1 protein-coding gene is annotated in these 1,411 nt (G+C 67.5%); it reads right to left on the bottom strand.

Annotated features, from left to right (window positions below):
* Positions 1–111: 111 nt before the first annotated feature.
* A complete protein-coding gene (locus ACWCP8_RS41165; protein WP_451121682.1) occupies positions 112–1,068 on the bottom strand; it encodes a septum formation family protein in 957 nt (318 codons plus the stop codon).
* Positions 1,069–1,411: the final 343 nt, after the last annotated feature.

The raw sequence follows: 1,411 nt of genomic DNA, 5'->3' as shown, positions 1-1,411 counted from the left end.
CGACTGCGCGGCCTGTCGTCGGTAATGGCTGGCTCTGGACCGGGCCTGATGGCGGCGTCGCCAGTCCGACCAGCCGAGCCGGTGGGCCACATCGTGCTCACCGACCGGCTATTAGAACGGCGGCCCGAAGGAGGTGGCGGGAACGTCCGAAGCCAGCCCCAGGGCATTGCGGACATCCCGCTGGTACTTGTAGTCAGGGTGGCCCCAGGCATCGTCGGAGCGGGCGAAGTAGCTGTCCGAGCCATGTGCCGCCACAGCCTTGCGCCACAGCTCGGCGCTCTTCCGCAGCTCCCCGACATAAGCGGCGACCATTGGCCTGGCGCCGACCGGCCAGGTGGCGGCCTTGAGGCTGTCCGCCTCGTGGTCCAGCGCGGCCGCCAACTTCACAGACCAGGCGCGGTTGGCGGCCAGGCTGCCCAGGTCCGGATAGGTCTTCCAGACACGCCCGGACGCCAGCTCCAGCCTCAGGAAGGCAATCTGGTCCTCCGGCAGGTTGGTCTCGTCCTTGCGTACGCTGCTGGCGGTCCGGCCGTGTGTGTCGGCAGTGAAGCAGACGGCGGTCGTGCTGCCCGACTGCCGGGTCTCCCGGGTCGGATAGAAGTAGTTGACGCCCAGCGTGTCGGGCATCGACCAATCGTCCATGATGTAGTCGGTCAGCCGATTCCTGCACTGGTGGTAAGAGTGTTTCGCGAGGGCAACGTCGGTGCCGCCAGGTCCGGTGAGCGAGACCGTGGCGAACACCTCGCCGTCGTGTGGTCGGGAGCACGCCACGCGTATCGCGGAGTAGACCTCCCCCCGCTGCGAGCTGGTGAAACAGGCGCCCACCGCGAGGCTGGCGGCCGACCAGTCACCCGCCCCGGACACCCGCTTGTCCGGATCCGCGTCCACGCCGCCGAAGATCGACCCGCCGATCGGGCCCATCGCCAGGGCGACTCCACCGAGCACCAGCACCGCGCTAGAAACCACACCAGCGATAGCTAGTCCGCGGCCCCTCCCGTTGAGTCTGCGCAGCAATGCCAGCGCGGCGATGCCGGACTCTGACGGCGTGGACGGCGGTATGGCGGACATGGGTCTCCGGTTGACCTGGGTAGATACGAGTGCGAAGCCAGGATCGTCGCACCAACGAGGCATCGCTGTCACCCCATCGTCGGCCGGGGTTCGTCGAGAAAACTGCCTCCGCGATCAGGCGTTTCCTCGGCGTCGTTTGAGCGCATTCAAACGACGCCGAGAGAAGCATGCGTGGGGCGGCGAACGCGGAGCCGACGTGGATCAGCGGTTCTGCGCAGCGCGGGCATCGCCGCTGGTTGTCCCCCCAGCAGTGCCTCTGCGCACGTCCACGAGGCAGCGTGCCAGCTCGCAACCGCCCCATGCGACCGAAAATCCTGCAAGATCACGATCTACGGCTGGAGTA

It is taken from the genome of Streptomyces sp. NPDC002206, from assembly GCF_053593595.1.
The sequence above is the reverse complement of the archived record's forward strand: the minus strand, read 5'-3'. Positions and strand labels throughout refer to the sequence as shown.

Bases quoted from the DNA above. Each gene is read 5' to 3' on its own strand.
- ACWCP8_RS41165 (WP_451121682.1), bottom strand. From the start codon at position 1,068: ATGTCCGCCATACCGCCGTCCACGCCGTCAGAGTCCGGCATCGCCGCG.